Genomic DNA, 23034 nt, shown 5'->3' with positions numbered 1-23034 from the left:
CCGGCCCCGTCCGCATCGCCATCGATCCGCAACATCGCGTTCATGGCCGAGCGTTCACAATGGGACCGTCCACACCTGGGGGAAGCATGATCCGTTTCGAGCACGTCACCAAGCGCTATCCGGACGGCACGACCGCCGTCGACGACCTGTCCTTCGAGGTCGCCGAGGGTGAACTCGTCACGCTGGTCGGCCCGTCGGGCTGCGGCAAGACGACGACCATGAAGATGGTGAACCGGCTCATCCAGCCCACCAGCGGCCGCATCCTGCTCGACGGCGAGGACATATCCGCCGCCGACCCCGTCGCCCTGCGCCGCCGCATCGGCTACGTCATCCAGCAGGTCGGCCTCTTCCCCCACAAGACCGTGCTGGACAACACCGCCACCGTCCCGCACCTGCTGGGCCGGCCGCGCAAGGAGGCCCGCCGCCGCGCCGCCGAACTCCTCGAACTGGTCGGCCTGGACCCGGCCGTGCAGGGCGACCGCTACCCCGACCAGCTCTCCGGCGGCCAGCGCCAGCGCGTCGGCGTGGCCCGCGCACTCGCCGCGGACCCGCCCGTCCTGCTGATGGACGAGCCGTTCGGCGCCGTCGACCCGGTCGTCCGCGAGCACCTCCAGAACGAGTTCCTGCGGTTGCAGTCCACGCTCCGCAAGACGGTCCTCTTCGTCACGCACGACATCGAGGAGGCGGTCCGGCTCGGCGACCGGATCGCCGTCTACGGCGCCGGGCGCATCGAGCAGTTCGACACCCCGGCGACGGTCCTGGGCGCGCCCGCCACCGAGTACACGGCCGGGTTCGTCGGCGCAGACCGGGGCCTGAAGCGGCTGTCGGTCACGCCGGTGGAGCGCGGCGACCTCGAACAGCCCCCGGTGGTGCACCTCGACGAGCCGGCGGCCCGCGCCGCGGAGCGGCTGACCGCCGACGGCGCGCCCTGGGCGGTCGTCCTGGACGCCGACGACTCCCCGTACGGCTGGGTCCCGGCGGCCGCGCTGGCCGGTACCGGCGGATCGACGGTCCGCGATCACGCCCGGCCGATGGACGCCCGGCTGCCGCTCGGGGCGCCGCTGCGGCAGGGGCTCAGCGCGATGCTGCAGCACGACGCGGGCTGGATCGCGGTACTGGACGGCGGCCGGTTCGCCGGCGTCCTCACGCCCGCCCGGCTGCACGCGGCACTGCGCCGCTCCACCGCCGCGGACGCCGCGAACGTCCCGCGCGGCAACGTCACCCTCGATACGGTGCCCGGGGCCTGACCGGAGACGCCCGCCAGACCTCCAGACCTCCAGACCACCAGACCGCCGGGCACGACAGGCCCATCAGGCCCATCAGGCCCATCAGGCCCATCCAGGCCCACCAGGACCCTCAGCTGAGACCCACCAGGACCCTCAGCCCCGGCAGGTTCGCCGAGGTTCGTCCGGCCGGGGCTCGTCAGCTCTGTGACGCTCCGCGATGGTCGTGGTCGTCCTCGACCTCGGGGAGCTTGCAGATCCGCTCCAGGAAGACCGCGGCGACCACCACGGCGGCACCCGCCAGGACGGAGAAGCCCGCATAGATCGCCTGGTCACGGCGGGGCACGGAATCCAGGCCGGAGGTCAGCAGGAAGACGCCGACACCGCCGTAGAGCCCGGCGACCAGCGACGCCACCAGGGCGCTGGCCTGCCCGAAGAGCACGGCACGGGCCGCCACCAGGGGATCCACGCCCTTGGCTCCCGGCCGGCGCTCGCGCTGGGCGCGCAGCCTCGACCGGATCGAGAGGGCCGCTGCGGCCAGCACGGCGGCGATCAGTGCCAGCACGATCGGCGCCGCCACCGGGACGCTCGGCAGCGTGCCGAAGGAGTCCCACAGCCGGGCGCCGCCCCAGGCCAGCACGCCGGCCGCCAGAAACAGCCCGACCAGCACCTTGATGTGTAGCTGCTTCACCGAGCCATCGCCCCTCGTGCCGTTCCGGCCGTCACTGCCGCCGTGACCGCCTGTCCGTTCCATATGCATACATAGGCATGCGTCCTATGTGTCCACGCGGGTATCCCGCGCCTCCACGTATCCCTACGCATCCTTGCCGTACGGCACCGCCGCCTACGCATCGTGGCCGCAGGCGACCGGCCCGCAACCCTAACGGCTACTCGGGCAGCCGCAGTTCCAGGTCCTCGCGCACCGACACGCCCCCGTGGCCGACCGACGAGAGCAGGTGGGCCACCGCGCCGTGCCCGGGGACCTCGGCGGACGGGTCCACGTCGTGCCACGGCACCAGGACGAAGGCGCGCTCATGGGCCCGCGGGTGCGGCAGCGTCAGCCGCGGGTCGTCGGAGACCACGTCCTGGTACGCCAGGATGTCGACGTCGATCGTGCGCGGGCCCCAGCGCTCGTCGCGCACCCGCTCGAAGGCTTCCTCGATGGCGTGACCGCGCTCCAGCAGGGAGTCCGGCGGCAGGGTCGTCTTGATCAGCACCACGGCGTTGAAGTACGCGGGCTGCGAGCCGCTGTCGACGCCCCACGGCTCGGTCTCGTACACCGGGGAGACGGCCTTGACCCGCACTCCGGGGGTGTCCTCCAGGGCGTCGACGGCACCCTGGAGGGTCTCCAGGCGGTTGCCGAGGTTGCTGCCCAGCGAGATCACGGCGCGTTTGGGGTTGGACAGCGTCACATCCGCGGCGTCCACCTGCTCCACGACGGAGGCGGGCACCGGCTGTACGGTCGGGTCGCTGCTGGTGTTCATACTCGGCTCCGGGTGATGGTGATGGTCACGTCGTCGAAGGGGACGGTGATGGGCGCGTCCGGCTTGTGCACCACCACCTCCACCTCCTGGACCCCCTCGTGCTTGAGGCACTGGTCGGCGATCCGTTCCGCGAGGGTCTCGATGAGGTCGACCGGCTCGCCCTCCACGACGGCCACCACCTCCTCGGCCACGACGCCGTAGTGCACGGTCATCGCGAGGTCGTCGGACGCCGCGGCGGGACGGGTGTCCAGGCCGAGCACCAGGTCGACGATGAAGGTCTGGCCTTCCTCGCGCTCCCGGGGAAACACCCCGTGGTGCCCACGGGCCTTCAGCCCACGCAGCGCGACACGATCCACGCGAATCACTCCCACTGGTTCACTGGCACCGCGGCGCCACTGCTCATCGGATTTCGGGCGCGCCCCGGACTCGTCCGGCACACTGCCCCAAAGTCGAATCTACCTGCGAGCACCGACCCTGCTCGCCCAAGGGGGCTATGGACAAGTCCCCGTCCTGCTGCTAGCGGGTCGTGAGAGGTCATCCGCGCGACCTCTTACCCCCGTGCCCGTGCCCCACCCCTACCCGTACGCCACTTGGCTCGAACGGGTACTCCGGGGCCGCCCCGCTGACGTCGCGGCGCGGGGCCCGGGGCGGGCGGACCGGCCGGTGCCTGCGGCCCCGGCGGCCCCGGCGGCTCAGACCCCGCCCGGCGCGCCGGCCCCGCCCACCGGGCCGTTGTCGTCCCCGGCGTCGTCGTCGCCGTCCTCGTCGTCGTCACGGTCCGCCAGCACCGGTGACCCGTGGTGCGACCACACCCGCCAGCCGTCCTCGGTGCGCCGGAAGACGTTCGTGGCCACGACCAGCTGGCCGATCAGCGGCCCCACCGAGCCGTCGTCCTCGGCCGGTCCGCCGCTGAGGATGTTCTCGGTGCACGTCACCAGAGCCGTGTCCCCGAGGACGTCGATCTCCACATCCGTCAGGAAGAACTGGATGTACTCGGTGTTCGCCATGATCAGGGCGTACGAGCGGAGCACCTCGCCGCGCCCGCGCAGCACCGGCCATCCCGGGTGCACCACGCTGACCTCGCCGTCGAGCCACAGCTCGGACAGGGCCTCGTGATCGCCGCGCTCGATGGTCTCGTACAGGGTCGTGTTCGCCTGCTCGACCAGCTCGATGTCCGTCCGTGGGCCCAAGCCGCTCACGCCGCTCCCGTCGCGTTCTGTGTCGTTCCGTTCGTCCGTGCCGCGGCTTCCACCGCGCGGGCCACCCGCACCGCGTCCGCGCTCGCCCGCACCTCGTGCACCCGCACCGCCCAGGCCCCCTCTCGCGCCACGATCGCCGATACCGCCGCCGTCGCCGCGTCCCGCTCCCGCGCGGGCGGCGGGGCGGATCCCTCGCCGCCCGCCAGCACCCTGCCCAGGAACCGTTTCCTCGATGCGGCCACCAGCAGGGGACGGCCCAGCGTCCGCAGCCGGGCCAGTTCGGCGACCAGCGCGAGGTCGTGCCCGGCGTCCTTGGCGAAGCCCAGACCCGGGTCGATGACGATCCGGTCCGGGTCGACGCCGCCGTCGACCGCCCGCTCCATGGACCGTCCGAGCTCGTCGACGACCTCGCGGACCACGTCGCCGTAGACGGCCCGGTTGTTCATGTCGATCGACTGGCCGCGCCAGTGCATCACCACGAACGGCACCTGGCAGGCGGCCACCACGGGGACCATCGCGGGGTCGGCGGCGCCCGCGCTCACGTCGTTGACCAGCCGCGCCCCGGCCGCCACGGCCTGCTCGGCGACGGATGCGCGCATGGTGTCCACCGAGACGACGGCGCCGGCCGCGGCCAGCTCCCGTACGACGGGCACGACGCGGCGCAGCTCCTCGGCCTCGTCCACCCGCGCCGCGCCCGGCCGGGTCGACTCGCCGCCGACGTCGACCAGGTCGGCGCCCTGCGCCACGAGGTCGAGGCCGTGCTTGACGGCGAGGTCGGTGTCGAACCACTCACCGCCGTCGGAGAACGAATCGGGCGTCACATTGACGACGCCCATCACCGCGCAGCGGTCCCAGTCCGGCAGTCCGGCCACCCGGCCACGCAAGGTACTCATGACACCAGCCTAGGGCGTGTGCCGACCGGCCGGATTGTGGCCTTCGGCAGGGGCGCGGGGCGGCCGTTCGGCGGCCCCGCGCCGCCCTCACGCAGCGGTCTCGACCCTCCCGGCGGACGCCCTCGGCTCCGTCGTGTGGACGCAGGGCCGCGGCGCGGCGGCCCGCCGGCGGCGCAGCACACGCGGCAGGCCCAGCTCCAGATAGCCCTCGGCCTGGAGGGCCGCCAGGCCGATCCGGGGGATGTCGCGGCTGTTGCGGAAGACCACGAAACGGGGCTCCCAGCGTGGCCGGAACTTGTCGTTGAACTTGTAGAGCGACTCGATCTGGTACCAGCGGGACAGGAAGATCAATGTGCCGCGCCAGACGCGGATGACCGGTCCCGCGCCGAGCTTCTCGCCGCGCTCCAGGGAGGAGCGGAAGACGGCGAAGTTCAGCGACACCTGCTTGACGGCGAGGTCGGGCGCGGCCTGCAGCGCGGCGACGATCAGCAGCTCGTTCATGCCGGGGTCGGCGCTGCGGTCGCGGCGCATCAGTTCCAGGGAGATCCCGTCACCGCCCCACGGCACATAGTGCTGCATGGCCTTCAGGTCGCCGTACGGGCCCGCTTCCTCGCCCTCGGCGGGTGCCAGGTGGGCGGTGGCGATCACCGCGTCGCCGTCGGTGGCCGCGTCGATGCGGCCCAGCGCCATGGAGAAGCCGCGCTCGGTGTCGGTGTCGCGCCAGGCGTCGGCGGCGTCCTGGATGCGGGCCAGTTCCGCCGGCTCCAGGTCGCGGACCCGGCGGACCCGGGTCTCGTAGCCGTTGCGCTCGATGCGCTTGACCATCTGGCGGACGTTGCGCATGGCGCGGCCGGAGAGGGTGAAGTCGGCGACGTCCACGATGGCTTCGTCGCCGAGTTCGAGGGCGTCCATGCCGGTCTCGCGGGTCCACACCTGGCCGCCGGTCTCGCTGCAGCCGGTCACCGCGGGTGTCCAGGAGTGGGCCCGCGCCTCCTCCATGAAGCGTTCGATGGCGCCCGGCCATGCCTCGACGTCGCCGATCGGGTCGCCGCTGGCGAGCATCACGCCGGAGATCACCCGGTAGCAGACGGCGGCCTTGCCGGTCGGGGAGAAGACGGCGCCCTTGTCGCGGCGCAGCGCGAAGTAGCCGAGCGAGTCGCGTCCGCCGTGCTTGGCGAGCAGCTCGCGCAGCCGCTGCTCGTCGTCGTCGGTGAGCCGGGCGACGGGGTGTTCGGGGCGGAAGGCGAGGTAGGCGGTGGTGGCGACGGTCAGCAGGCCGAGGGCGCCGAGGGAGTAGCCGACGGTGTAGTCGACCTGCTGGGTGTAGGCGATGGGGCCCTCGAAGCCGAACAGGCCCCACAGGACGTGCTGGGCGCGGTCCCAGAAGGAGGGGGAGCCGACGGTCTTGTGGGGGTGGGAGCTGACGATCACCATCCCGATGGCGAAGGCGGCGCCGCCGAGGACGACGAAGTTGGCGACGGCCTTCCAGCGGCTGCGGGGGTCGGGCAGGGCGGCGAATTCGCCGCGGTGCCACACCAGGAACGCCAACAGCGCGAACGAGAGCACTGCTCCGAAAATGGAGTGGCGATACACGAGCTGAGCGGCGATCCCCACCGGAAGCAGCGCCACCGCGGCGCCCCAGGCCCGTCGCTTACGCCGTTTGAGCCCGTGGGCCAGCAGGAGCAAAAGGATGCCGACGACGATGGACGCGGCGGCCGCCAGCGGACTCACCGCCCCCGGCAGCACCTCGGCCATGGCGTGCATCTTGCTGTGGCGGAACCGCGGGAAGACACCGGCCGCAAGGTTCAGCAGACCGACGACCACGCCGGCGGTACCGACGACGCCGGGGACCCTCTCGGGCCGCGGGCCGCGGAGCCAGCGTGGCGTTCGCCACGCAACCGTCTCCGACTTTTCGCCATCTAGCCTGTCAGACATCACTTTCCCGTCGCCCCGGTCGAGAGAACGTGCGAGCCTAGTCGCAGCATCTGGACTTTTTGCGCCCTGTATGACGGCGTTTCAGGGCTCGGGGTTCCACCAGCGGCCAGGCTGGACCGGCCGCCCGGCAGAAAGCACCACATGGGCCTCACCAGCAAGAAAGTGCTGCTGCTTGCCGTCCTCGTCGCGGCAGTACTTTTCGTCCTCACCGTCTGGCTCTGGCCGCGTCTGTCCAAGGCGAACTGGCGCGCGATCCTCGGCCGTATAGGTCTGCTGCTTGCCACCCAGATATCCCTTTTCGCCACCGTTGGCCTGGTCGCCAACAATTCCTTCGGCTTCTACGCCTCATGGGCCGATCTCTTCGGCCAGGAGCAGCAGCCGGGCGTGGTCAAGAATTACGAGACCGGCCCGAACGGCACCAAGCTGCAGATGCTCGGCACCGAGCGGATCAGCATCGCCGGCGCATCCCGGCCCACCAAGAAGGGCCGGGTGGAGAAGGTCCTGCTCCACGGCGAACGCTCCAGGATCAGCAGCCCAGCATATGTGTATCTGCCGCCGCAGTATTTCCAGGCGAAGTACGCGAAGAAGAAATTCCCGGCAGCCGTCGTTCTCACCGGTTATCCCGGCACCGCCGAGGCACTGTACAAAAAGCTCGCTTTCCCGCAGACCGAGCACACACTGCTCAAGCACCACAAAATGCAGCCGACCATCCTGGTGATGATGCGCCCGACGGTCGCGCCGCCCCGTGACACCGAATGCGTGGACGTCCCCGGCGGCCCGCAGACCGAGACCTTCTTCACCCGGGACCTGCGCGCGAACATCGCCGAGCACTACCGCGTCGGCACCCAGGCCAAGAACTGGGGCGTCGCCGGTGACTCCACCGGCGGCTACTGCGCCCTGAAGATGGCCATGCGCCACCCCGACGCGTACTCCACCGCCGTCGCTCTCTCCGGTGCCTACCGGGCCCCCATCGACGCCACGACCGGCGACCTCTTCGCCGGCGACCCCCAGTTGGCCCGCGAGAACAACCTGCTGTGGCGCCAGCGCCACCTGCCCGGCCCGCCGGTGAACCTGCTGGTCACCAGCAGCAAGCAGGGCGAGGGCAACTACCAGCAGACGCTGCGCTTCATACAGCAGACGAAGTCGCCCACCCGCATTTCGTCGATCATCCTCGACAGCGGCGGCCACAACTTCAACACCTGGCGCCGTGAGATCCCCGCCGCCCTGGAGTGGCTGGGCGGGCACCTCAGGCCCTGACAGGGCCATGGCCGACCCGCGGGGACCGACTCCGGCCTACGGGCCTCAGAGCCCGACGGGCACCGGCACCGGTGCGGCCGTGCGGCCTGGCGGTCCTGCATCCGCCGGCCCCGCTCACCCGCGCCCCGGCCCCGCTCACCCACCTCAGGCACCCCGGGCACCCCGGGCACCCCGGGCACCCGCTATGCCTACCGCGCCAGTATCAGGCTCATCGCCTCGGCCCGGGTGGCCGCATCGCGCAGCTGACCGCGGACGGCCGAGGTGGTGGTCTTGGCGCCGGGCTTGCGGACGCCGCGCATCGTCATGCACATGTGCTCGCACTCGATGACCACGATCACGCCGCGCGGCTCCAGGATCTCCATCAGGGAGTCGGCGATCTGCGTGGTCAGCCGCTCCTGGACCTGGGGGCGGCGGGCGAAGACGTCGACCAGCCGGGCCAGCTTGGACAGGCCGGTGATCTTGCCGTCGGTGGACGGGATGTAGCCGACGTGGGCGACGCCGACGAACGGGACGAGGTGGTGCTCGCAGTTCGAGACCACCTCGATGTCCTTGACCAGCACCATTTCGTCATGGCCGATGTCGAAGGTCGTCGTCAGGACGTCCTCGGGCTTCTGCCACAGACCGGCGAAGATCTCCTTGTACGCCCGTGCCACCCGCGCCGGGGTCTCCAGCAGACCCTCGCGGTCCGGATCCTCGCCGACCGCGATGAGCAGCTCGCGTACGGCGCTCTCGACACGCTTCTCGTCGAAGGTGCCGATCTTGCCGTCGCCATCCAGCGTCACGGGGTCCGTCATCTGGTGCCTCGTTCTCTCTGCGCCACGCTCGAAACGCGGAATGCCGCGCCCCCCAGGCTAAAACCTGCGGGGCGCGGCATTCATTCCGGGGCCCGTACGGGCCACCGGGTCAGCTCTCCGGGGTGGTGTCCTCGGGGGCTTCGGCCTTCTCCGTGGAGACGGTGGCGGCGTTCGGCACCGAGCCGTTGGCCGGGGCGAGCTCCTTGGGGGAGAGCACCGGCGGCCGGCTGGACGGCGTACGCCGCGAGGATCCGGTCCACGCCGGGCGGGCCGGGCGCTTGACCACGTGCTTGAAGACCTCGGCGATCTCCTCCTTGCCGAGCGTCTCCTTCTCCAGGAGCGTCAGCACGAGGTTGTCGAGGATGTCGCGGTTCTCGACCAGGATCTCCCACGCCTCGTTGTGCGCGGTCTCGATGAGCCTCTTGACCTCCTCGTCGACCAGTGCGGCGACCTCCTCGGAGTAGTCGCGCTGGTGACCCATCTCACGGCCCAGGAACGGCTCGGAGTTGTCCGAACCGAACTTGATCGCGCCGAGCCGCTCGGTCATGCCGTACTGCGTGACCATCGCGCGGGCCGTTGCGGTGGCCTTCTCGATGTCGTTCGCAGCACCGGTGGTCGGGTCGTGGAAGACCAGCTCCTCCGCCGCGCGCCCGCCCAGCATGTACGCCAGCTGGTCGAGCATTTCGTTGCGGGTGGTGGAGTACTTGTCCTCGTCGGGCAGGACCATGGTGTAGCCCAGGGCCCGGCCGCGGGACAGGATCGTGATCTTGTGAACCGGGTCGGAGTTCGGGGAGGCCGCCGCGACCAGGGCGTGTCCGCCCTCGTGGTACGCGGTGATCTTCTTCTCCTTCTCGGACATGATCCGGGTCCGCTTCTGCGGTCCGGCCACGACGCGGTCGATCGCCTCGTCCAGGAAGTGATTGTTGATCAGCTTCGCGTCCCCACGGGCCGTCAGCAGGGCGGCTTCGTTGAGGACGTTGGACAGGTCGGCACCGGTGAAGCCGGGGGTGCGCTTGGCGACGGCCGAGAGGTCGACGTCCGGGGCGACCGGCTTGCCCTTCTGGTGGACCTTGAGGATCTCCAGGCGGCCCTGCATGTCCGGACGGTCGACGGCGATCTGCCGGTCGAAGCGGCCGGGACGCAGCAGCGCCGGGTCGAGGATGTCGGGGCGGTTCGTGGCGGCGATCAGAATGACGCCGCCCTTCACGTCGAAGCCGTCCATCTCGACCAGGAGCTGATTGAGGGTCTGCTCGCGCTCGTCGTGACCGCCGCCGAGGCCCGCACCGCGGTGCCGGCCGACGGCGTCGATCTCGTCGACGAAGACGATCGCCGGGGCGTTCGCCTTGGCCTGCTCGAAGAGGTCGCGGACCCGGGAGGCACCGACACCGACGAACATCTCGACGAAGTCGGAACCGGAGATCGAGTAGAAGGGAACCCCTGCCTCGCCGGCGACGGCGCGCGCGAGGAGCGTCTTGCCGGTGCCGGGCGGGCCGTACAGCAGCACGCCCTTGGGGATCTTGGCGCCGACGGCCTGGAACTTCGCCGGCTCCTGGAGGAACTCCTTGATCTCGTGGAGTTCCTCGACCGCTTCGTCGGACCCCGCGACGTCGGAGAACGTCGTCTTGGGGGTGTCCTTGGTGATCAGCTTCGCCTTCGACTTCCCGAAGTTCATCACCCGGGAGCCGCCGCCCTGCATCTGATTCATCAGGAACAGGAAGACGACCACGATGAGGACGAAGGGGAGCAGCGAGAGCAGCACGCCGACGAACGGGTTCTGCTTCGACGGCGAGACGGTGTACCCGTCCTTGATGTCGCCGGTCTGGTATTTGGCCTGAAGGTTCTTGGCCAGGTCGACGCCCTGGTCGCCGATGTAGCTCGCCTGGAGCTTGTTGGAGCCCTCGATCTTCTGAGAGCCCGACAGCTCGACTTTGATTTTGTTCTCGTCACCGGTCGTCAGCTCGGCGGACTTCACCTTGTTGTCAGCGATCGCCTTGACGACCTGACCGGTGTCCACCGTCTTGTAGCCGCCGGACGAGCCGACGACCTGCATCAACACGACCACGGCGAGGACGGCCAGCACGATCCACATGACCGGCCCACGGAAGTATCGCTTCACGTCCATCCATACGGAGCCGCTTGAGGCCCCGTCCCTCCTGCCACAGTGAGGCACAACGCCCCCGGGAGGGCTGGTCGTGCGTACGGTGTATTACTGGCCCGAAAAACAACTGCCTTCGGACGGTACCCCAGCATTGTCACCCGGCGCCTGCGCCGACAGTGAACATGCGGCTGGGGATTCGGTTCTCCCCGCTCCAACGGCGGGAAGCCCCGAAGGGTTCCCGCCGTGCCGCATCAACCGCCGTAGACGTGTGGCGCGAGGGTACCGACGAACGGGAGGTTGCGGTACTTCTCCGCGAAGTCCAGTCCGTAGCCGACGACGAATTCGTTGGGGATGTCGAAGCCGATCCACTTCACGTCGATGGCGACCTTGGCCGCGTCGGGCTTGCGCAGCAGCGTGCAGACCTCGAGGGAGGCCGGCTCGCGCGAGCCGAGGTTCGACAGCAGCCACGACAGGGTCAGGCCGGAGTCGATGATGTCCTCGACGATCAGGACGTGCTTGCCCTTGATGTCGGTGTCGAGGTCCTTGAGGATGCGGACCACGCCGGAGGACTGGGTGCCCGCGCCGTACGAGGACACGGCCATCCAGTCCATCGTGACGGGGGTGGACAGCGCGCGCGCCAGATCCGCCATGACCATCACCGCGCCCTTGAGGACTCCGACGATGAGCAGGTCCTTGCCCGCGTACTCCGCGTCGATCTTCGCGGCCAGCTCCGCCAGCTTCGCGTCGATCTCTTCTTTGCTGATGAGTACCGACTGAAGGTCGGCGCCCATGTCTTTGTCGTCCACCCGTGCCACTCTCGCTCGGTTCGTGTCCATGGTCGGCCAGTCGACGCATGAAGCGACTCTTGAAGCTGGGCAGCGTGCTGCGGCTCAGCCCTGCCGAATGACCAGTCTGCCACCCTGCCGCCGGACACCGACGCGCCCGGGGAGGTTGATGGCCTGCTGGCCGCGCCAGGCGGTGATCAGCCGGTCCACTTCCTCGATGTGGCGGGCGAAGAGCGAGCCGGCGGGTGAGCCGGCGGCGATGACCGCCCGGCGCAGCACCCGGCGGCGGACCGCGGGGGGCAGCGCGTAGAGCGCGGCGACGTCCAGGGTGCCGGAGTCGTCGAACACCGCGGTTTCGGCGTCGGCGGCCCAGGCGTCGAGGGCGTCGGCGTCGTCGCGGGAGAGCTGGGCCGTGCGGGCGAGCGCCTCGACGACGCCCTTGCCGAGGGCCTTCTCCAGGGCGGGCAGACCTTCGTGGCGCAGTCGTGAGCGGGTGTAGGCGGGGTCGGTGTTGTGCGGGTCGTCCCAGACGGGCAGCGCCTGCATCAGACATGCCTTGCGCGCCGTCTGGCGGTCCACGTCGAGGAAGGGGCGGCGGTAGCGGCCGTCCGTGCCGCTGGTGGCGGCCATGCCGGACAGGGAGCGGGTGCCGGAGCCTCGGGCGAGGCCGAGCAGCACCGTTTCGGCCTGGTCGTCGCGGGTGTGGCCGAGGAGGACCGCGGCGGCGCCGTGCTGCTCCGCGGCGGCGTCGAGCGCGGCGTAGCGGGCGTCCCGGGCGGCGGCCTCGGGCCCGCCTTCCCTGCCCACCTGGACGGTGACGGTCTCCACGGGGTCGAGTCGCAGGGCCCGCAGCCGGAGTGCGACCTCGGCGGCGCGGAGGTCGGATCCCTCCTGGAGGCCGTGGTCGACGGTGATGCCGCCGGCCCGTACGCCGAGCTTGGGGGCCTCGAAGGCCAGGGCGGAGGCGAGCGCCATGGAGTCGGCACCGCCGGAACAGGCGACGAGCACGAGCGGGGAGTCGTGCCCACCCTGCGCGAGGTGGTGGTTCAGTACGTCGTGGAGTACGCGGCGGACCGCCAGGCGTATCGCGGCGACCGCTGGATGGGGACCCATGTCCGTTTCCAATCGTTCAGCTGGGAGCGAGCCTCGGCCGTGGACCGCGACGCAGTCACCATCGCGAGGACAGTCACGTCGTCACAGTGACACAGAGTGCCTAGATGGTGACAGAGGCGGGAGGTTCCCCGAGCATTGCACGCCTATCCATGGACCACGGTCCCTCAGACGGGTGATTGAAGGGGCGCTCTACTGCCGCACGGCGCGTCCGGCCGGTACTGCTCGCTTACGGCGCCCCGTCCGCCTTGCGGTGCACCCGCGCGATCCAGTCCGCCGGTTTGGCGATCTCCTGCTTGGTGGGGAGGGTGTTGGGCGACGTCCAGATGCGGTTGAAGCCGGCCATGCCGGCCTCCTCGACGACGGCGCGCACGAACCGCTCGCCGTCGCGGTACTGGCGCAGCTTGGCGTCCAGGCCGAGCAGTTTGCGCAGGGCCTGGTCGAGCCGGCCCGCGCCGCTGGCCCGGCGCTTCTGGAACTTCTCGCGGATCTCGGCGACGGACGGCACGACCTCGGGGCCGACGCCGTCCATGACGTAGTCGGCGTGGCCTTCCAGCAGGGACATCACGGCGGTGAGGCGGCCGAGGATCTCGCGCTGGGCCGGGGTCTGGACCAGGTCGACGAGGGACTGGCTGCCGTCGTCGCCCTCCTCGCCCTCGGGCTTGGCGCCGGCCAGCGACTGGGCGGCCGCGCGCAGCCGCTCCAGGAGGGCTCCGGGGTCGATGTCGGTCTCGCTGAGGAACGACTGGATCTCGCCCTCGATGTGGTCGCGCAGCCAGGGCACCGCCGTGAACTGGGTGCGGTGGGTCTCCTCGTGGAGGCAGACCCACAGGCGGAAGTCGTGCGGGTCCACTTCGAGTTCCCGCTCGACGTGGACGATGTTGGGCGCCACCAGGAGGAGCCGGCCGCCCTGTGCCGCGGCGGGCAGGTCGCGGGAGGCGGGCGCGAACGTCTCGTACTGGCCGAGCACGCGGGAGGCGAGGAACGACAGGAGCATGCCGAGCTCCACGCCGGTCACCTTGCCGCCCACCGCGCCGAGCACGGTGCCGCCGGGGACGGCCGCGCGGCGGTCCTCCATCTTGGCGAGCAGGGGTTTGAGGACGGCGCGGAAACCGGCCACGTTGGCCTTGATCCAGCCGGGGCGGTCCACGACGAGGACGGGGGTGTCGTGCGGCGCCCCGTCCTCGGTGCCCGGCTGCGCCAGCCCGGTGAACGCACGGACGTGTTCCTCGGAGGACTTGGCGTGCCGGCGCAGTTCGGCCACGATCGCGCGGGCCTCGTCGCGGCTCACTTCCGGTCCCGGCCGCACGAAGCGGGTCGCCGTGGCCACGGCGAGGTTCCAGTCGACCATCTCGGTTCCACCGAAGCTCGTCATGGGTTCACCGTACGGGGACGTGCCACTCGGGGGTAGCCGACCGGGGTTTCTCGGTGCGTGGCCCGGTGGGCGGCGCCGGCATCGGCCCCTTCGCGGTCAGCGGCAGCCGCAGTTGGCGACCGTGGAGGCAAGCTTGTCCAGGGCCTTCTGGGCGCCCTGTGCGTCGGTGGTGCCGCTGGTCATGAAGGCGAAGACCAGGAGGCGGCCGTCGGCGTCCACGACGGTGCCCGCGAGGGTGTTCACGCCGGTGAGGGTGCCGGTTTTGGCGCGTACGGCGCCGGCTCCCGCGGAGTCGCCGCGGTAGCGGGAGCCGAGGGTGCCGGTGAACGCGGCTACCGGGAGGCCGGTGACCACGGGGCGCAGGGCGGGTCGGTCGGGGGCGGAGGCGGCCAGCAGGAGGTGGGACAGGAGACCGGCGGAGACCTTGTCCGCGCGGTTGAGGCCGCTGCCGTCCTCGAAGACGGCGCCGCTGAGCGGGAGGTGCTGGGCCGCCAGGGCGCTGTGCACGGCCTGGCCGGCGCCCTTGAAGCTGGCCGGCCGGCCCGACGCGAGGGCGGTCTGGCGGGCCAGGGCCTCGGCGATGTCGTTGTCGCTGTAGGTCAGCATCCGCTCGACGAGGGCGGAGAGCGGGAGGGAGCGGGCGGCGGCGAGCCGGTCGACCTTCCGGGGGGCCTTGATGTGCCTGGGGGCGCCGGTGACGGTGATGCCGCGGTCGTGGAGCAGGCCGGCGAAGGTGCGGGCGGCGGCGGCCGCCGGGTCGCTCTCGCGGGGGGCGGTGCCGTGTTCGCTGTGGTCCAGGCGCGCCTCGTCGGCCATGAGGGGGCTGACGGGGGCGAGGTTCTCGTTGGGGCCGATGGGGTGCAGGGCCGGTCCCGAGTAGGCCGAGGTGTCGTAGCCGAGGGAGACCTTGGTGTTCTTCTGCTTCTTGAGGGCGCGGGCGGTGTCGTCGGCGAGCGCGCGCAGGCCGGCGGGCTGCTCGTCGGCGCTCTTGCGGGCCGGGCGGGCGGTGAGGGTGGGGTCGCCGCCGCCGACGAGGACGATGCGGTGCGCGCCGCCGTCGACGACCGTGGTGTCGATGCGGTGGTCGGGGCCGAGGAGGGACAGCGCGGCGACGGCGGTGGCGAGTTTGACGGTGGAGGCGGGGGTGGACGCGGTGCCCTGTGCGGCCCCGAAGACCTCGCGGCGGGAGGCGACGTCGACGACGGACGCGCTGCGGAGCGGGCCGAGTTCGGGGGCCTTCAGGAGCGGGGTGAGGGCGTCGGCGAGGCCAGCCGCGGTGGGTACGGCGGCGGCTCCCCTGCCGGAGGGGGCCCGCCCGCCCAGCGCGGGCAGTACGGGCGGCGCGTGGGGCGCGCGGGGGTCGCCCGCATCGTGATGCTCGCCACCTGTGCCGCCGCCGGCGTCCGCGAGCGCCCGCTCGGCCGTACGCTGACCGGAGTCCCAGGGACCGGCCGCCGCGACCGCGCCGACCGCGACCGCGAGACCGGTCACGGCGGAACCAGCCGTCAGCTGCCACGTCCGCCTCCGTTGGAGCGGCGTCCGCCGCCACCACTGGCGGGCGAAGAACCACTCGTCGGCCACGAACTGTGCGGCACCCCGGCCCGCGCCGGCTGCCGCCCGCATCGCGGACCGGCCCCAGCTGACCCACCTGACCTGCCACGACCTGGTCTCCGGCACCTCGGACCAGCCCCTTTCGCGATCACACACCTGCGTGGGGGACACTTAATCACCAGACGTATGTGTTGATCATGGAGGAGCCACCCGTGGAGTTCGACGTCACCATCGAGATCCCGAAGGGTTCGCGGAACAAGTACGAGGTGGACCACGAGACCGGTCGGATCCGCCTGGACCGTCGACTCTTCACCTCGACCAGCTACCCGGCCGACTACGGCTTTGTCGAGAACACCCTGGGCGAGGACGGCGACCCGCTGGACGCCCTCGTCATCCTGGACGAGCCGACCTTCCCCGGCTGCCTCATCAAGTGCCGCGCCATCGGCATGTTCCGGATGACGGACGAGGCCGGCGGCGACGACAAGCTGCTGTGCGTGCCCGCGTCCGACCCGCGCGTGGAGCACCTGCGCGACATCCACCACGTGTCGGAGTTCGACCGCCTGGAGATCCAGCACTTCTTCGAGGTCTACAAGGACCTGGAGCCCGGCAAGTCCGTCGAGGGTGCCAACTGGGTCGGCCGCACCGAGGCCGAGGCGGAGATCGAGGCCTCGTACAAGCGCCTGCAGGCGCAGGGCGGCGCTCACTGACGCAGCCTGCCGCAAGGTGCTGTCGGCAGTTTTTCCGGGCCGCCGTGCGCCGTGTGACGCGCTCTGATTTTCGTACGTGAAGTACGCGAACGGGCGGCGCCCGATCGAGGGTGCCGCCCGTTTTCGTGTCGTGGGCCGTCAGAAGCCCCGGGTCCGCTTCGCCGCCCGGCGGCCGATGGCGGCCTCCTCGACACCCGGTGTCCGCAGGAAGAGCCGGGCCACCTCGCTTCCGAGGTTCACGCCCACGGCGATGGCGAGGGCGAGCGAGGCCGCCTTGATCAGCGCCGAGATGCCGTCGATCAGGTGGCCCTGGGCGAAGTTGAGCAGGCCGAAGTAGGTGGCGCTACCGGGCAGCAGCGGACCGATGGCCGCGGTGACGTACGGCAGCGCGGACGCGTAGCGGTAGCGGGAGAGCAGCTGGCCGAAGAGGCCGACCAGACCGGCCGCGATGGCTGTGGAGGGCACTTCGTTGAAGTCCGCGGTCACCGTGAGGGCGCCGTAGACGATCCAGGCGACCCCGCCGTTTATGGTCGCGAACGCCACGGTGTGACGTTCCTGCTGGAGCAGCACGCAGAAGGCCAGCGCCAGCAGCATGGACGCCATGATCTGGACCAGCGGCTGGTTGTAGATCTTCAGCGCCTGTTCGGGGTTGAGGCGGTTGAGCTCGGGGTTCAGCTGCAGTCCGACGTAGAGCACGGAGAGCACGCCGACGACGATGCCGACGACGAGGTAGCCGACTTCCAGGAGGCGGGCGGCGGCGGTGATGTAGTAGCCGGTCAGGCCGTCCTGGACGCCGGCGACCAGCGCCCGCCCCGGGATCAGCGCGAACAGCCCACCGGTGATCACCGCGGACGCCTGCACGTTGGAGTGCGCGAGGCCGAAGGCGAGGCCCACCACGGCGGGCGGCATCGCGGCGACCACGAACTGGTAGAACTCCGGCAACCCGCGGCCGGACGCGAGCCAGGCCAGCCGGTCGCCGAGCATCGAGCCGAGCGCGGCCGCGAAGAACACCAGCGCCCCGCCGCCGACCAGCATCGACGCGGATCCGGACAGCAGGCCGGAGGCCAGCGTCAGCGCCCAGCTCGGGTACGGGTGGCGGTTACGGCGGATCTCGGCCAGGCCGCGGTACGCCTCCTCGAGGGTGATGCCCTCGGAGGTGATGTCGTCGACGAGCCGGAAGACCGCGGACAGGCGGTTGTAGTCGACGCCCCGGCGCCGCACGGTACGGCTGGCCGTGACCGGGTCGTCGACCAGCGACGGCTGGTACGAGATGGACAGCAGCGTGAAGGTGACGGTCGGCTCGACCCGCTCCAGCCCGTAGGCGTGCGCGACACCGAACATCGCCGCCTCGACGTCCTCGGCGCCCTCGCCGCCGGCCAGCAGGATCTCGCCGATACGGAGGGTCAGGTCGAGCACGCGGGGCACGGCGGGCCCGGTCTCGTCGGTGCGCTCCACCCGTTCCGGGATGGGCCGCTCGTACACCGGCATCCGCAGCATGGTGCGCATCCGGTCCTGCCAAGGGGCTTCCTTGGTGAGGCTGATGGCGGGTATGCCGTGCGGCGGGGTGAACGCGCTCATGGCGGTGGCGCCGACCGGCATCGGGGTCTGGCCGGTGGTGCTGCCGGGCGGCGCGAACTGCGAGCCCTCCTGCTCGTCCTGCCCCTCCGGTCGCAGCCCGGCGGGCAGCGCGAATTCGGAGGTGGGGTGCTCGTCCTCCGGGAGCGGCGGATACGGCACACCCAGCGGGGGCGTGAAGGCGCTGTGCGCCTCGTCCGTCTGCGGCTTGCGGTCCTCGGAGCCGCCCTGGTCCGGGCTGCCGCCCGTGCCGCTGATGCCACGCTGTGGTTCCGACGCCACTCTGCCGCTCCTCGTACGCCTCCTACCTACCGTCAGGGACACAATGCCTGATGCCGCGTGCCGGCTGCACACGGGTGGGCCGGTGTCGGCAGGAGCCGTGCGGGGTGTCGGGCGCAGCGGCCGGGCCGGCGGGGAGGCCGGAGCCTGGGGGGGCGCGGCGTCAGCGCTTGGCGTGCCGTCCGCGGCGCCCGTCGGCACCGCCCTGCGGCCGGTCGTCGTCGAAGTGCTGCGCCGGGCCGTGGCCGCCGGCCGCGGCTTCCTTCTTGGCCTTGCCGCGGGCGCGGAGGAACTCGATCGCGATCGGCACGACGGAGACCAGCACGATGGCGATCAGGATCGCCTCGATGTTCTTGTGGACGAACGCGATGTTGCCCAGCAGCGCGCCCAGCACCGTCACCCCGACGCCCCACAGCGCTCCGCCGATGAGGTTGAAGGTGAGGAAGGACCGGTAGTTCATCCGGCTCACGCCGGCGACGATCGGCGTGAACGTCCGCACGATCGGCACGAAGCGGGCCAGGATCAGCGACTTGGGTCCGTACTTCTCGAAGAAGTCGTGAGCCTTCTCGACGTTCTCCTGCTTGAAGAGGCGGGAGTCGGGGCGCTTGAAGAGCGAGGGGCCGACCTTGCGGCCGAAGAGGTAGCCCGCCTGGTCGCCCAGCACCGCCGCCAGGAAGATCAGCCCGCACACCAGCCACAGCGGCTTGTCCATTTTGCCGGCCGTCACCAGCAGACCCGTGGTGAACAGCAGGGCGTCGCCCGGCAGGAAGAAGCCGATCAGCAGGCCGGACTCCGCGAAGACGATGGCCAGGACGCCGATCAGGCCGAATGTCGCGATCAGATAGTCCGGGTCCAGCCATTGGGGGCCGAGCGCGAGAGTATTCACGGGGTGAAGGCTCCAGGGTCGAGGGCGCCGGATCGTGCGGTGCGACACGGGTGCGACGAGGATGCAGGCGCTGTGTGCGGCCCAAAGTATCAACGCCGGGTGGCCGGTCATGGTTCCACGGCTGGCACCGCCCCCCGCCCCGGGTGATCCTGGCCACAAGGAGCCGTGAGCAGCCGAGGGAGCCGCGAGGAACCCTTACGGAGGTACAGCCCCATGGGCATCGAGGAGTACGGCGGCGGGCAGCACGCCCAGTCCGACGTCATGGTGGTCACGACGAACGACGTTCCCGGCTTTCGCGTGGAACGGGTGATCGGCGAGGTCTTCGGCCTGACGGTGCGCTCCCGGCACCTGGGCAGCCAGATCGGCGCCGGCCTGAAGTCGATGATCGGCGGCGAGCTGCGGGGCCTGACCAAGACCCTCGTCGAGACGCGCAACCAGGCAATGGAACGCCTGGTGGAACAGGCCCGCTCGCGTGGCGCCAACGGCGTCCTGATGTTCCGCTTCGACGTCACCGAGGCCGCCGACGTCGGTACGGAGGTCTGCGCCTACGGGACGGCCGTGGTGCTGGCCCCGCGCTCCTGAGCCGCCGGCCGCCCCGCGGACGCCGCCCGGCTCACATGTGCCGCAGGGCGTTCGCCAGCATCGCATCGCGCATATAGACCGCCAGACCGGGCCGGATCGCCTCGTAGGTGGCGGTGAACCGCTCGTCGGCGACATACATCTCGCCGAGCCCCGTGTGCATCTCGTGGCCGCAGTCGTAGTACGAGTCGCTGATGAACCGCCGGTGCTCCTCGGCCACGTCCATCGCCGCCTCGGACTCCGCCGCCACCCCCTGCGCCAGCAGATCCGCCACCTTCCGGTGGATGGCGTCGAATTCCCCGGTCAGCCGCTTCCAGTCGTCCTTGGTGCAGGCGGCCGCCCGGCGCTGCGACTCCTGGTACGCGTCGGTGCCGCCCCACCGCCGCTCGGCCTCCGCCGCGTACGCGTCCGGATCGAATCCCCCGAACACCTCGAACTTCTCCTCCGGTGTGAGCCGTACGTTCATCCTGCGTGCCTCCATCGCGTGTTCGACGGCGGCGGCCATTTCCTGGAGCGCGCCGATCCGGGTGCGCAGCAGATCGTGCTGGCGCCGCAGATGTTCCTGGGGGTCCGCGCCCGGATCGTCCAGGAGGACCACGACCTCTTCGAGCGGAAAGCCGAGCCGCCGGTAGAACAGGATCTGCTGCAGCCGGTCGAGGTCGTCCTCGCCGTAGCGGCGGTGCCCCGCGTGATTGCGCTCACTGGGCACCAGCAGCCCGATCTCGTCGTAGTGGTGCAGGGTCCGCACCGTGATCCCGGCGAACGCCGCGACCTGCCCCACCGAATGGCTCATCGCTCTCCGCTCCCTTTTCCGTCGGGTGGTTTCGAGTACGCACGCAACGATGTGTCCTCACGCCGCGTGAGGTGCAAGCCCACATCCTGAAAAGCCGGTGAGGCGCCGGCCCGCGAGGTGAGACCCTGCCGCACATGCTGGGGATAACGGATCTGTCGACCTATTTGGTGGGCCTCGCGCTGATCATTCTGCTGCCGGGCCCGAATTCGCTGTACGTCGTGTCGGTGGCGGCCCGCCGCGGCCCGCGCGTGGCGTATCGCGCCGCGCTCGGTGTGCTGTGCGGCGACACCGTCCTGATGACGCTGTCGGCCGGCGGGGTGGCCTCGCTCCTCCAGACCACTCCGGTCCTCTTCACGATCGTGAAATTCGCCGGTGCCGGCTATCTGACCTGGCTGGCGGTCGGCATGCTGCGCGGCGCCGTGTCGCTGTGGCGCGGCCGTGCGGCCCGCCGGGCGGAGCTCGCCGGCAAGTCCGCCGAGCCCAAGGACACCGTGGAGCGCCCCTACCGCCGGGCCTTCGTGATCAGCCTGCTCAACCCGAAGGCGATCCTCTTCTTCATCTCCTTCTTCGTGCAGTTCGTGGACCCGTCGTACGCCCACCCGGTCCTGTCGTTCGTGACGCTGGGCGCCTGGGCGCAGCTGTTCAGCTTCACGTACCTCTCGATCCTGATCTTCAGCGGTACGTTCCTGGCGGCCACCTTCCGCCGCCGCAGGAAGCTGACCGCCGGCCTCTCGGCGGGCGCGGGCGCGGCGTTCCTCGGCTTCGCCGCGAAGCTGTCCCTGGCCAGCGCGAGCTGAGCCGTCCCGGCTCCGGGGGCGGGGCCGCTCAGCGCCGCCCGCCCCCGCCCGACGACCATTTGTTCAGCCGCCTGACGGCCTCCGCCATTTCCTCGCGCCGGGCGGTGTGCTCCGGTCGCTCGTGCCATTCCTCGGTGCTGAGCACATAGGGGCGTACGGGGCGGCTGTCCGCGCTGCACATCAGGAGCAGCGCGGGCGGCACCCGGCGTACGCAGACGAGGCGGCGACGCATCATCGGTTCCTCCGCGGGCCAAGTGGTGCCCGTGGTCGGGCCGTTGAGGGCGCGGTGGCGACCACGCCCGGGAAGCAGCCGGCGCAGCAGCCGGTGAAAGGTCATCCGGCGGCTGCCTTGTGGAGCGCCTCGGCCAGCTTGCGGGCGGTGGCCGCGTTGCAGTTGCCGAGCGCGACGAGCGGGACGCCGTAGCTGCCCGCGAGGCTCGGCAGGTCGACGCCGAGCGACGGCAGGGTGATGCCGTTGGCCCGGAGCGCGGCGAGCAGCAGATCGGCGCTCTCGTGTGCGTCGTCGTGGTGGTCTGGCATGCGTCGTACGCCTTCCTGTGCGCATGGTGACGAATCCCTCACAGCGTGGCGTCAACCCACGTAGCGTGGAAGGCAATTGGGTTGCGCACGGCAATCCGGCAAATGGGGTGATGAACGATGCCTCCTCGTAAGGATCCCGATGCGTCAGCAAGTGTTCCCAGCTTCTATGGCGCCGAGTTGCGCTATCTGAGGGAAACGGCGGGCCTCACGCTCGAACAGTTGGCGGAAGGGAGCTTCCGCGGCATCTCGTTCCTCAGCCAGATCGAACGGGGCGAGCGCGGGATGCCGAGGGTCTGGCCGTCTATGTCGACCGGAAGCTGGAGACGAACGGGTTTTTCGAGCGGCGTTGTGAAGATGCGCAGCGGGCGCGGCGAGCTGGGCATCCGGCGTACTTCGCGGATATCCCAGACCTGGAGAAGCAGGCCGTGACGATCGAGGAATGGGCGCCGTTCATTATTCCAGGGCTACTCCAGACCGAGTCGTACATCCGGGAGCTGATCCGGGTCGCGAAACCGTGGGAGGAACCCGAGGATGCCGAACACAACGTCCGGGCACGGATAGTGCGTGCGCAGCTCTGGACGCGCAATGACCGCCCTGCGTACTGGGCAATCCTGCGCGAGGAGCTGATCAGCAAGCCGTTGCTCCCTCCTGAGGAGATGGCCGAGCAGCTGGAGCACATCGTCCAAGTGATCCGGTCCACGCGGAGCGTGCTGCAGATCCTTCCGGAGGCAACCATCGGATACCCGCTCATGATGGGCGGCGAAGTCCGTGTGATGACTATCTCGGACGCCCCACCGCTGGTCTGGGTCGAAGGCACATTCAACGGTGAATCCATCGACTATCCGCCATACGTGACGGACCATCGGAGGTCGTACGATCTCCTGAGGGCCGCCGCAGTGCCTCCCGAGGCGTCCCTGGCCATGATCGAGGAAGCGGCAAGGGGCTACAGAGATGAAGCGCAGTAAGAGGATCGACCTGACCTCTGCCACCTGGCGCAAGAGCAGCTACAGCAACCCCGACGGCGCCAACTGCATCGAGGTCCGCGACGACCTCCCCGGCCTCGTCCCCGTCCGTGACAGCAAGGACCGGCACGGCCCGGTGCTCGTCTTCCCGGCCGCCGGCTGGACGTCCTTCGTCGGCGCCGTCAAGGCGGGCGAGCTGACGGACTCCTGAG

The 23034-nt window shown here is 70.6% G+C and carries 23 protein-coding genes and 1 pseudogene; 7 read left to right on the top strand and 17 right to left on the bottom strand.

The window, feature by feature from the left end; genetic code table 11:
• The first annotated feature begins 86 nt into the window (after window positions 1-86).
• On the top strand, window positions 87-1247 hold the full coding sequence (locus ACGFML_RS20165; RefSeq protein WP_393545464.1) for an ABC transporter ATP-binding protein: 1161 nt from the start codon (window positions 87-89) through the stop codon (window positions 1245-1247).
• Between the two features lie 175 nt (window positions 1248-1422).
• Here the strand turns inward: ACGFML_RS20165 and ACGFML_RS20160 are convergent, their stop codons facing one another.
• The 6 genes from ACGFML_RS20160 to ACGFML_RS20135 all read right to left on the bottom strand — a co-directional run bounded on the left by ACGFML_RS20160 (window position 1423) and on the right by ACGFML_RS20135 (window position 6734).
• Window positions 1423-1914, bottom strand: coding sequence for a DUF3180 domain-containing protein (locus tag ACGFML_RS20160; RefSeq protein WP_393545462.1), 492 nt, complete (start codon window positions 1912-1914; stop codon window positions 1423-1425).
• Between the two features lie 196 nt (window positions 1915-2110).
• The gene (gene folK, locus ACGFML_RS20155; protein ID WP_393545460.1) at window positions 2111-2707 is read right to left on the bottom strand and encodes a 2-amino-4-hydroxy-6-hydroxymethyldihydropteridine diphosphokinase; all 597 of its coding nucleotides are present in this window, start codon (window positions 2705-2707) and stop codon (window positions 2111-2113) included.
• Window positions 2704-3063 carry a dihydroneopterin aldolase gene (folB, locus tag ACGFML_RS20150; RefSeq protein WP_393545459.1) on the bottom strand — a complete coding sequence of 120 codons (360 nt, stop codon included), beginning with the start codon at window positions 3061-3063 and terminating at the stop codon, window positions 2704-2706. The genes folK and folB overlap by 4 nt, the downstream gene beginning before the upstream one ends.
• A gap of 336 nt (window positions 3064-3399) precedes the next feature.
• Window positions 3400-3897 (bottom strand): nuclear transport factor 2 family protein, encoded by a 498-nt coding sequence (locus ACGFML_RS20145; RefSeq protein WP_393545605.1) that lies wholly within the window; start codon window positions 3895-3897, stop codon window positions 3400-3402.
• Window positions 3898-3902: 5 nt separating this feature from the next.
• A complete protein-coding gene (gene folP, locus ACGFML_RS20140; RefSeq protein WP_393545457.1) occupies window positions 3903-4799 on the bottom strand; it encodes a dihydropteroate synthase in 897 nt (298 codons plus the stop codon).
• An 87-nt stretch (window positions 4800-4886) separates the two neighbouring features.
• Window positions 4887-6734: a phosphatidylglycerol lysyltransferase domain-containing protein gene (locus ACGFML_RS20135; protein ID WP_393545455.1), complete on the bottom strand. Its 1848-nt coding sequence runs from the start codon at window positions 6732-6734 to the stop codon at window positions 4887-4889.
• A gap of 141 nt (window positions 6735-6875) precedes the next feature.
• On the opposite strand from ACGFML_RS20135, the gene ACGFML_RS20130 reads away from it, so the two are divergent.
• The gene (locus ACGFML_RS20130; protein ID WP_393545453.1) at window positions 6876-7991 is read left to right on the top strand and encodes an alpha/beta hydrolase; all 1116 of its coding nucleotides are present in this window, start codon (window positions 6876-6878) and stop codon (window positions 7989-7991) included.
• Window positions 7992-8179: 188 nt separating this feature from the next.
• Here the strand turns inward: ACGFML_RS20130 and folE are convergent, their stop codons facing one another.
• From folE to dacB, 6 genes are all read right to left on the bottom strand, one after another.
• Complete coding sequence (folE, locus tag ACGFML_RS20125; RefSeq protein ID WP_393545451.1) at window positions 8180-8785, bottom strand: GTP cyclohydrolase I FolE; 606 nt, start codon at window positions 8783-8785, stop codon at window positions 8180-8182.
• Window positions 8786-8894: 109 nt separating this feature from the next.
• Entirely contained in the window at window positions 8895-10907 is a 2013-nt protein-coding gene (gene ftsH / locus ACGFML_RS20120; protein ID WP_393545449.1) for an ATP-dependent zinc metalloprotease FtsH, read from the bottom strand.
• Window positions 10908-11134: 227 nt separating this feature from the next.
• The gene (gene hpt, locus ACGFML_RS20115) at window positions 11135-11674 is read right to left on the bottom strand and encodes a hypoxanthine phosphoribosyltransferase (RefSeq protein ID WP_030066146.1); all 540 of its coding nucleotides are present in this window, start codon (window positions 11672-11674) and stop codon (window positions 11135-11137) included.
• A 99-nt stretch (window positions 11675-11773) separates the two neighbouring features.
• Window positions 11774-12781: a tRNA lysidine(34) synthetase TilS gene (tilS, locus tag ACGFML_RS20110; RefSeq protein WP_393545447.1), complete on the bottom strand. Its 1008-nt coding sequence runs from the start codon at window positions 12779-12781 to the stop codon at window positions 11774-11776.
• Between the two features lie 226 nt (window positions 12782-13007).
• On the bottom strand, window positions 13008-14153 hold the full coding sequence (locus ACGFML_RS20105; protein ID WP_393545445.1) for a zinc-dependent metalloprotease: 1146 nt from the start codon (window positions 14151-14153) through the stop codon (window positions 13008-13010).
• A 96-nt stretch (window positions 14154-14249) separates the two neighbouring features.
• On the bottom strand, window positions 14250-15830 hold the full coding sequence (dacB, locus tag ACGFML_RS20100; protein ID WP_393545444.1) for a D-alanyl-D-alanine carboxypeptidase/D-alanyl-D-alanine-endopeptidase: 1581 nt from the start codon (window positions 15828-15830) through the stop codon (window positions 14250-14252).
• 86 nt (window positions 15831-15916) lie between these two features.
• Between dacB and ACGFML_RS20095 the strand changes: the two genes are divergently transcribed.
• Window positions 15917-16411, top strand: a complete 495-nt coding sequence (locus tag ACGFML_RS20095; protein WP_393545603.1) for an inorganic diphosphatase — start codon at window positions 15917-15919, stop codon at window positions 16409-16411.
• A gap of 138 nt (window positions 16412-16549) precedes the next feature.
• Here ACGFML_RS20095 and ACGFML_RS20090 read toward each other — a convergent pair whose 3' ends face one another.
• Both ACGFML_RS20090 and ACGFML_RS20085 read right to left on the bottom strand, forming a co-directional pair.
• Window positions 16550-18268: a threonine/serine exporter family protein gene (locus tag ACGFML_RS20090; protein WP_393545442.1), complete on the bottom strand. Its 1719-nt coding sequence runs from the start codon at window positions 18266-18268 to the stop codon at window positions 16550-16552.
• Between the two features lie 160 nt (window positions 18269-18428).
• Window positions 18429-19151 (bottom strand): DedA family protein, encoded by a 723-nt coding sequence (locus tag ACGFML_RS20085; RefSeq protein WP_393545440.1) that lies wholly within the window; start codon window positions 19149-19151, stop codon window positions 18429-18431.
• A gap of 213 nt (window positions 19152-19364) precedes the next feature.
• On the opposite strand from ACGFML_RS20085, the gene ACGFML_RS20080 reads away from it, so the two are divergent.
• Window positions 19365-19733, top strand: coding sequence for a YbjQ family protein (locus tag ACGFML_RS20080; protein WP_393545438.1), 369 nt, complete (start codon window positions 19365-19367; stop codon window positions 19731-19733).
• 31 nt (window positions 19734-19764) lie between these two features.
• Here the strand turns inward: ACGFML_RS20080 and ACGFML_RS20075 are convergent, their stop codons facing one another.
• The gene (locus ACGFML_RS20075) at window positions 19765-20523 is read right to left on the bottom strand and encodes a MerR family transcriptional regulator (protein ID WP_393545437.1); all 759 of its coding nucleotides are present in this window, start codon (window positions 20521-20523) and stop codon (window positions 19765-19767) included.
• Window positions 20524-20657: 134 nt separating this feature from the next.
• Here ACGFML_RS20075 and leuE point away from each other — a divergent pair, with 134 nt between their 5' ends.
• Window positions 20658-21320 (top strand): leucine efflux protein LeuE, encoded by a 663-nt coding sequence (leuE, locus tag ACGFML_RS20070; RefSeq protein WP_393545435.1) that lies wholly within the window; start codon window positions 20658-20660, stop codon window positions 21318-21320.
• Between the two features lie 28 nt (window positions 21321-21348).
• On the opposite strand, the gene ACGFML_RS20065 is transcribed toward leuE, so the two are convergent.
• The gene (locus tag ACGFML_RS20065) at window positions 21349-21657 is read right to left on the bottom strand and encodes a hypothetical protein (RefSeq protein WP_393545433.1); all 309 of its coding nucleotides are present in this window, start codon (window positions 21655-21657) and stop codon (window positions 21349-21351) included.
• Window positions 21654-21860: a hypothetical protein gene (locus ACGFML_RS20060; protein ID WP_393545431.1), complete on the bottom strand. Its 207-nt coding sequence runs from the start codon at window positions 21858-21860 to the stop codon at window positions 21654-21656. Before ACGFML_RS20060 ends, ACGFML_RS20065 begins: the two co-directional genes overlap by 4 nt.
• A gap of 117 nt (window positions 21861-21977) precedes the next feature.
• On the opposite strand from ACGFML_RS20060, the pseudogene ACGFML_RS20055 reads away from it, so the two are divergent.
• Both ACGFML_RS20055 and ACGFML_RS20050 read left to right on the top strand, forming a co-directional pair.
• Window positions 21978-22825, top strand: a pseudogene (locus ACGFML_RS20055) (helix-turn-helix domain-containing protein).
• Window positions 22812-23033: a DUF397 domain-containing protein gene (locus ACGFML_RS20050; RefSeq protein WP_393545429.1), complete on the top strand. Its 222-nt coding sequence runs from the start codon at window positions 22812-22814 to the stop codon at window positions 23031-23033. Before ACGFML_RS20055 ends, ACGFML_RS20050 begins: the two are co-directional and overlap by 14 nt.
• The last annotated feature ends 1 nt before the right edge of the window (window position 23034 follow it).

It is taken from the genome of Streptomyces sp. NPDC048650, from assembly GCF_043199095.1.
Lineage (GTDB): Bacteria > Actinomycetota > Actinomycetes > Streptomycetales > Streptomycetaceae > Streptomyces.
This window is presented reverse-complemented; position numbering and strand designations above follow the sequence as displayed.

Coding starts and splice junctions, on each gene's coding strand:
- ACGFML_RS20165 (WP_393545464.1), top strand. CDS start 87: ATGATCCGTTTCGAGCACGTCACCAAGCGCTATCCGGACGGCACGACC.
- folK (WP_393545460.1), bottom strand. CDS start 2,707: ATGAACACCAGCAGCGACCCGACCGTACAGCCGGTGCCCGCCTCCGTC.
- folP (WP_393545457.1), bottom strand. CDS start 4,799: ATGAGTACCTTGCGTGGCCGGGTGGCCGGACTGCCGGACTGGGACCGC.
- ACGFML_RS20135 (WP_393545455.1), bottom strand. CDS start 6,734: ATGTCTGACAGGCTAGATGGCGAAAAGTCGGAGACGGTTGCGTGGCGA.
- ACGFML_RS20130 (WP_393545453.1), top strand. CDS start 6,876: ATGGGCCTCACCAGCAAGAAAGTGCTGCTGCTTGCCGTCCTCGTCGCG.
- folE (WP_393545451.1), bottom strand. CDS start 8,785: ATGACGGACCCCGTGACGCTGGATGGCGACGGCAAGATCGGCACCTTC.
- ftsH (WP_393545449.1), bottom strand. CDS start 10,907: ATGGACGTGAAGCGATACTTCCGTGGGCCGGTCATGTGGATCGTGCTG.
- hpt (WP_030066146.1), bottom strand. CDS start 11,674: ATGGGCGCCGACCTTCAGTCGGTACTCATCAGCAAAGAAGAGATCGAC.
- tilS (WP_393545447.1), bottom strand. CDS start 12,781: ATGGGTCCCCATCCAGCGGTCGCCGCGATACGCCTGGCGGTCCGCCGC.
- ACGFML_RS20105 (WP_393545445.1), bottom strand. CDS start 14,153: ATGACGAGCTTCGGTGGAACCGAGATGGTCGACTGGAACCTCGCCGTG.
- ACGFML_RS20080 (WP_393545438.1), top strand. CDS start 19,365: ATGGGCATCGAGGAGTACGGCGGCGGGCAGCACGCCCAGTCCGACGTC.
- ACGFML_RS20075 (WP_393545437.1), bottom strand. CDS start 20,523: ATGAGCCATTCGGTGGGGCAGGTCGCGGCGTTCGCCGGGATCACGGTG.
- leuE (WP_393545435.1), top strand. CDS start 20,658: ATGCTGGGGATAACGGATCTGTCGACCTATTTGGTGGGCCTCGCGCTG.
- ACGFML_RS20065 (WP_393545433.1), bottom strand. CDS start 21,657: ATGACCTTTCACCGGCTGCTGCGCCGGCTGCTTCCCGGGCGTGGTCGC.
- ACGFML_RS20060 (WP_393545431.1), bottom strand. CDS start 21,860: ATGCCAGACCACCACGACGACGCACACGAGAGCGCCGATCTGCTGCTC.
- ACGFML_RS20050 (WP_393545429.1), top strand. CDS start 22,812: ATGAAGCGCAGTAAGAGGATCGACCTGACCTCTGCCACCTGGCGCAAG.